This is a genomic window from Pseudomonas sp. MD195_PC81_125, assembly GCF_014060985.1.
Classification (GTDB): Bacteria; Pseudomonadota; Gammaproteobacteria; order Pseudomonadales; family Pseudomonadaceae; genus Aquipseudomonas; species Aquipseudomonas parakoreensis.
Genome location: NZ_JABULD010000200.1, coordinates 1 through 6,898, shown reverse-complemented (window position 1 = coordinate 6,898; position 6,898 = coordinate 1). Strand labels below are relative to the sequence as shown.

General features: G+C 59.7%; 4 protein-coding genes. All 4 read left to right on the top strand.

Translation table 11 applies throughout. The features are described 5' to 3' along the window. The coding region (locus HT737_RS08600) for a hypothetical protein (protein WP_182402225.1) at window positions 1-768 on the top strand (768 nt) is incomplete at its 5' end. A 109-nt stretch (window positions 769-877) separates the two neighbouring features. Beyond that, entirely contained in the window at window positions 878-2,863 is a 1,986-nt protein-coding gene (locus tag HT737_RS08595) for a hypothetical protein (protein WP_182402223.1), read from the top strand. Continuing rightward, window positions 2,860-6,483 (top strand): Tc toxin subunit A, encoded by a 3,624-nt coding sequence (locus HT737_RS08590; protein WP_182402221.1) that lies wholly within the window; start codon window positions 2,860-2,862, stop codon window positions 6,481-6,483. Before HT737_RS08595 ends, HT737_RS08590 begins: the two co-directional genes overlap by 4 nt. Before the next feature lie 46 nt (window positions 6,484-6,529). Next, the coding region (locus HT737_RS08585; protein WP_182402219.1) for a neuraminidase-like domain-containing protein at window positions 6,530-6,898 on the top strand (369 nt) is incomplete at its 3' end.

Genomic DNA, 6,898 nt, shown 5'->3' with positions numbered 1-6,898 from the left:
ATTCGGGTCGGTGGTAGTTGGACGGCTAATATCAGTCTGCCTGTTGAAACACAGCCACTGACTTATTATGCCATTCAGAAAGTCGGCACATACTCATCCTCTAGATCCAATCTGATGACTGTGGTTTTGAAAGTGGCTCCGGTCATCGATTCCCCGTCACCAGGAGCAGTGGTACGCGCCAGCGCTCAACTATTGATTACCGGACGGGGTACGCCGGGAAAAACAATTGACGTGATGAAACCCGGCGGTGGTGTTTTACATGCAACAGCACTTGTTAAATCCAACCGCACATGGGAGGCCCCGTTCAACCAGGATAATTATCCTAACGGTGGTCTGGTCGAAATGCAGGCTGGTCACCGCGGGCTGAATGACTGGACTGCAACGCAATATTTCACCTTGCTTCTGCGGCCGACAATCACGACGCCATCCGAATCAGCAGTGACCGATCCGAGAGGTCCGATAGCGGGGGGGAGGGCTGTTTCAGGTGCCGTTGTCGAAGTCCTAAAGGATTTGGAACATTCATTCAAGATTGGCCAGGGCACAGCAGAAAGCAACGGACAATGGCAGGTCACTGCGTTCACTCAAGACATGCCGCCGGGCAGCTTTACGATTGTTGCGCGGCAGACGCTGTCAGGCGTCACTTCCGATGTAAGTTTGCCGCGCTCGTTCAAAAATCCGCCCCCCTGCACTGACCTCCGTCAGCGTCACCTATCCAACCCTCACCACCATCGAGTTTTCCGGCGCAGGTTTTACCGGCGCCACGGTTGAGATCACCATCGTCAACGGCCCGGAAGAGGCGACACCGCCGCCTGTCGTAGTCGTGACCGCAGGCAGTTGGAGAACGACCTCACAGAAATGGCCCTTCGGCGTTTACAATTTGAAGGTCGTGCAGAAAGTTTCCGATAACGCCGGAGGCTGGATTCCCTCCCACGAGTACCTGTTCAGGACTTCATCAGAGTTGCCGGCGCCCACGGAGGTGACTCACACCGTTTCCAATTACACCCCGACCTTCACCGGAAAGGGCTTTATCAACGCTTCGGTCGAGGTTACCGACAAGGCCGATGGCAGTGCGGTTGCTCCGGCAACCACCGTCACGGCGCAAGGCTGGTTGACCCGGGCTACTCAGGCTTGGGCGCCCGGTTCGACGCGCACGGTGAAAGTCGTGCAAAAACTGGGTGAAGCGGTGTCGCCTGCGGTGGAGCGGATCATCAATATCGACCGTTTTCCGGCGCCGACTGAGCTGGCTTGTACGGTGGTCGATTACACGCCGGTCCTGACTGGCAAGGGGGTCAGTGGCGCGACGGTGCACGTGACGGACAAGGCAACCGGCGCGCCGATCGCACCGCCTGCACCGGTCACGGCGCAAGGGTGGTCGGCACGGGCCTCTGCAGTCTGGGAGCCGAACACCACCAAGGTTGTGTTGTTGGTGCAGAAGGACGGTGCGCTCGCTTCCGCCGCGGTGGAAATGACAATCACCGTGCCGCTGCTGGCTCCCGTTATCACTGATGTCGAGGACGATGGACTGTCACCGAAAATCTCCGGCACCTGCTGGCCCGGCGCGACGCTGAGCCTGAAATACAGCGACAGCGCGAACGAGCACCGGCCGGTCGGCACCAGCGGCACATGGACCTTCAAGCGCGAAGCGGGATTCGCCCCGGACAAGCAGCACACCGTGACGGTGATCCAGAGCGTTGCCGGGCGCCCATCGCCACCCGTTTCTCAAGCGTTTACAGTCAGCCCGGAGCAACTGGTGATCACCGAGCCGACTGAAAACACAGACACCCACTACAACATGACCGTGCGCGGAATCAACGGCTACAACGGTGCGACGTTGCAACTGCGGGATGCGCAATTCGGGCGGAATCTGGGTGAGCCGAAACGGCTGACCACTCATGGCGCCTGGTTCGTCGAACTGAAAAGGCTCGAGTATCGCAAATACCAGATCGATGCCGTGCAAACCATCGCGGGCAGACCTTCTTTGCCCAGTGCCGTGCGCAGCTATTTTGTCGTGCTGGTGCCGCCGGTCATCGAGGTGCCGGCACCGAATCAATCGCTGGCCCGGACCTCGACGCTTTCGGGCACCGCCGAACCCTTTGGTCAAGTGACGATCTGGCGTGAAAATCCCAGTGAAATCCTGCTCGATAAAGTCCCGGTCAACTTTGTGGGCGAATGGCGTGCCGAGGTAACGTTGCCGGTCGGCAACTACACCGTAAAGGGCCGGCAATTCTTCGAGACCCACGCGTCCAGGGAAAGTCCTCCGCGCACTTACAAAGTGGTGCCTGCCGCCCCGGTGATCGAAAGCCCCGGACGCGGCGTGCACATCGGTCGTCAGGTCGTGGTGTCCGGCTTTGGCTATCCGGGCGACACCGTGCTTGTGACGTTGACAGGCAGCAGGGGTACGACGCGCGCAAGCGCCCCGGTGCTTGAGGACCGTACCTGGTCACTGACGCTGGAAACGGGGCAGTCCGTCGGCCCTGCGAATCTGGTGGCGGTGGCTTCGCGTGATGATTTCGACTCTGCCGCCTCGGCTGCACTTCCAGTGGTACTGGGCACCTATTTGCCAGCTATCGATGAGCCGGCACCGGGATTCCGGGTCGAAAATCCGCTGCGTTTCGTCGGCAAGGGACGCACGGGTGTCGGCTGCGTTGTGCCTTGGTTCAACCCTGACACCGTGCTGAGCGCAGGCATTGCCGTCACTGCTCAAGGCTGGAGCGGCGAGGCAACGCAGCCCCTGCTGCCTGGCGGCCAGTGGTGTCGATTCCAGCAGACCATCACTGACGCTGCGGATGGCTCGACCGTATCCGACTGGGTTGAAAGCGAGCGTTTCGAGATCACGTCGATTGCTCCGGGAGCCCGACCATGACCGAGCCTTTGATCCGCCCGGTGCAGCAGTGGCTGAGACAGGTATTCAGTGACGAACAGCGCGAAACCTACGCCGATTTTTGTGATCACCTGGAAAACGGTGGTTCGGTTTTTCCGCTGGTCGAACAAGGCGTTCAGGGGCTGGTCAGGCATTACCGGTTGAGCCCCGACGATGCGCAGACCTTTTTACGCAGGGCCAACAGCCTGGCGGTGTTTGTCCGGCGCCAGTTCATTGAACATTCGTTGAGCGGTTCGAACGCCCGGGTCACCCGCCCCGGGAGCGGTCTGTTGTCGAGGGTCGATGGGCCAAGCTACGAGCAGCTGTTCTCGCCAGATTTCGATGCCATGTGCCCGCCGCAGGCACTGGAGTCAATCGTCTCCCCGGTGGCCTACCTGATTGAGCTGTTGCGCTGGATCGAAGAGAAAATACTCCCCATGGGCAGCGCCGATAAGCTCGATTTGCATGAGCGTCGGCAGGATCTGAAGAGGCTGCGGGTTGACTTCAATGCCGTGCATCAGGCGGTGTCGGCGCTGGACATCATCGTCCCGGTACTCGAAACGTTCATCGAGGAAAACGATAACGCCACTGACCTCGAAGAGGCGTTGATCCAGACCCGTTATCCCAACGGTCTGCCGTACTACCAGCACTGGGTCACGCTTGATTTTGTCGCCCGGGAACATGGCTTGTCGGTGGGCAATATCGTCCAGATGGTGGATTTGGCCTATCCCTACTTCCTGCAGCCCGAGGCGTGGGACAACGATGCCGGTCGCGCCTTTACCCATGCGTCGCGGTTGGGGCCCTACCAGCGTGAACTGTTGACGGAGGCGCCCACTGACGAGGCAAACAAACTCGAATATTACCAACGCAACTTTGGTACGACCGTAGAAGATTGGCAGGACCTCAATCAGGTGAAGTTCTTTGGCCAGCAAACAGGGCTGGACACCCGTGATATCGAGTCGTTGCTGTCGATTCGCGAATTCGCCCCGACGCGTTCGGCCAACGTCACTGTGTATGAAAGCGAGCAACCGGGCGCTGACGAGAGCCAGCGATCCGGCTCGGTGTACCTCAATGCCGCGACCAGCCCGGCACTCGGCATTGTTTACAGTGAAGACAGCACAACTTTTCTGCATCGTTTTACACAAGACCCGGCCACCATTGACCGCTACGAACGAATGAATCGCAAGTTGCGTCTGGATCGATGGCTGGAACTGCCCAGCGAGCAGGTGGACGCGTTGTTGACGGCGGCGATCAGGGCAGAGACACGTCAGGCGCAACGGGCAGACCCGTGGTGGATTTCCACCCATCAGGTGCAGGCCCTCGGCTTGTTTCAGTCGCTGCGTGAACGCTATGGCTGTTCGGCAGAGGACTTCGCGGCATTTCTCGATGAAATCCCGATTTACGGCCGTGCCGATGCCCTGTCACTGTTCGATCGTACCTTCAACAGCCAGGGCAATTATCGTCAGCCCCTGGTGCTGGACGGCGAAGCATTTGCGACGCTGCCGGCACAGTCCGGGACGGCGCTGACGATCAGCCAGTTGTGCAGCGGATTGGCTATCGATCTGCAGACATATGCCTACCTTGCGGTCGCGATCGAACGGGCACACGGGTTCAACGGCACGCTCAGGCGCACCCCGGCAGTCATTTCGAGTTTCTACCGTTTGGTGAAGTTGCCACGGTTATTGGGCATTACCCCGGTCGAAGGGGTGTTGATGCTGACCCTGCTGGGTGGCGAGCGCTGGGTCGACGGGCTGGCAGGTGTACCGCGCCTGTACACACGACTCGAAAGCCAAACCCCACCGGACGTGCTCAATCTGATTGATGCCCTGCACGCCTGTGTATCCTGGTGCAGGGATCGCGAAATCCCTGTGCTGTGGACGTTGAACCACGTGGCACCGCTGCAGGCGCTGGCGGTAGCCACGCAGGCTGAGCGTCGGTTGTTTGAGCAGATTCTCAACCTGCTGCCGGCGACGCTGTTCAACAATGCCGGGTTGTCGATGGCTGGCGTGCCCTCGCTGGAAGGGCTGGACTGGCTGCATTTGCTGACCGAGCTGGTCGACGACAGGGGGTTGATCATCGATCTGCAATTACCCGAGGCCCAATACCTGAGCCTGGCCAGGGAAATCTTCGACCAGGCCATCAGGGAAGGGCTGGGCGAGAGCGAAGACGCCGTTCGGAGCGTTCTTGTCGAGCGCATGCTCGGCGTGCTGTTGCAGGCGCGGGAAGCGCAGGTCTCGGTCGTCAGGGAGTGTCTGGTGGCGTACACCGGCCTTGATATCGAACGCGGATTGCTGATGCTGACCTGGGCACAGTCCACCGTTTATCAATTGCTGTCTCAGGTCAGCGCGCGTGCCGATCGTGATGCGGCTGATGCGCTCAGGCGCGCTGCACGTGCCTCTGAACAACCCGACCCGCTGCTGAGCTTGTTGGCTGACGTGCGACGTCGCAGCGCCGTGACGAACCAGCTGGATCTGTCTGCGGTGTTGCTCGAAGACTTTCTGCAGTACGGCCATAAGGCCTGGATGGCTCAGAACGATCGACATCTGCTGTCTATCCGTACCCTGTATTACCTGAGCACACTGGGTCGGGCCTTCGAGCTGAGCGCGCAACCGGCCGGCAAACTGCTCGATTACCTGCGTCAGGTCAATGCATTGCCCAGCCCTCTGACAGGCGACGCGTTGCGCTTGGCACAGGAAGCGGCCGCGTTGCGACTGGCGGCGTTTTTCGACTGGAGCGTGCAGGAGGTGCGTGAGTGTGTCAGCCGTATCGACCCGACGTTGAACATTCTCAAGACACTGCCCCAGCTCGATTTGCTGATGCGCATCCGCGTCTTGGCCCGGCACAGCGGCATGGACGCCCTGACGATTTTCCTCGTGGGCAGTCTGCCGGAAGACGTCAACAAGGATGCGTACCGGTTCGCCGCCGAGCGTGCGCTGCTCAGCCTTTCAGACAGCCGCGAGTCGGTGGTGACCTTCGCCGATGAGGTGACGCAACCGCTGGTCACCATGACCTGTGTGGTGGACAAGACTGAGGCGGTGGCCGGCAAGGACGACGAGAAAGTGATGTTTATCGTGACGCTGCGCGATGCCGACAAGCGGCCACTGAGTGGCGTCAATGTGTACTGGCAAGTGAGCCTCGGCACGATTGTGCCCAAGGCCACTGAAGTCGATGGAACGGTAACGGTCGAGTATCTGCCGGGCAAGGTCATGGGGCAGGAAACGCCGCTGTTCTGGCTTGACCTGATCGACGCGCAACAGGCCCCGACCATCAACATCGCCGATGACCCCGATACGCTTTTCTTCCCGGCACCATTAACGTCTCTGGTGCCGTTGGAGCCGGTTCCTGCGGGGCAGGAAATCGCGTTGTACGCCACGCTGCGCGACAACTATCGAAACCCCGGACGCAATCGTCTGGTGCGCTGGTTTGCCAGACCGGCCAGCGGCAGCAGCGGCACGGCGGTGATCCGTCCCGAACAGAATTATGCCGATGCCGAGGGGGTTACACGGGTGTACGTGTCGAGTCCGTCCGGTGGCACGTTCATTTTCAGCGTGCGCTGCGAAGCCAATAACCACCAAATAGATTTTGACCCGGTCACTTTCACCGAAGCCCCGATTCTCCAATGACAGCGTTGGTTGACGCAGCGTTAACCCCACGACTCAGGACAAGACCATGACTCAACGCAAGTTGTCACCCTTGTTGGAAAAGCGCCGCGCAGCATTGGTCGATTACTGCATCGGTCAGGCTGCCAGGGAAAATTACTCTTTCGTGAAAACGCCGCAGGACCTGTTCGAGTTATTGCGCATGGATCCGCTGGACAACTACCCGGTGCAAAGCTCGTGGGTCGCCGAGGCGACCAGTTGCGCGCAGCAATTCATCCATGCGGCCTATCGCAAGCTTGAGCCGGGTTACAGAGACACGGTTTTCCCGACAGAACACTTGAAACTCTGGGAGCTGTACAGCAATTACCCCGACTGGGCGGCGCTGACGTTGATCGCATACTATCCGGAAAACTTCATCAATCCCTTTGTGCGGCAACGC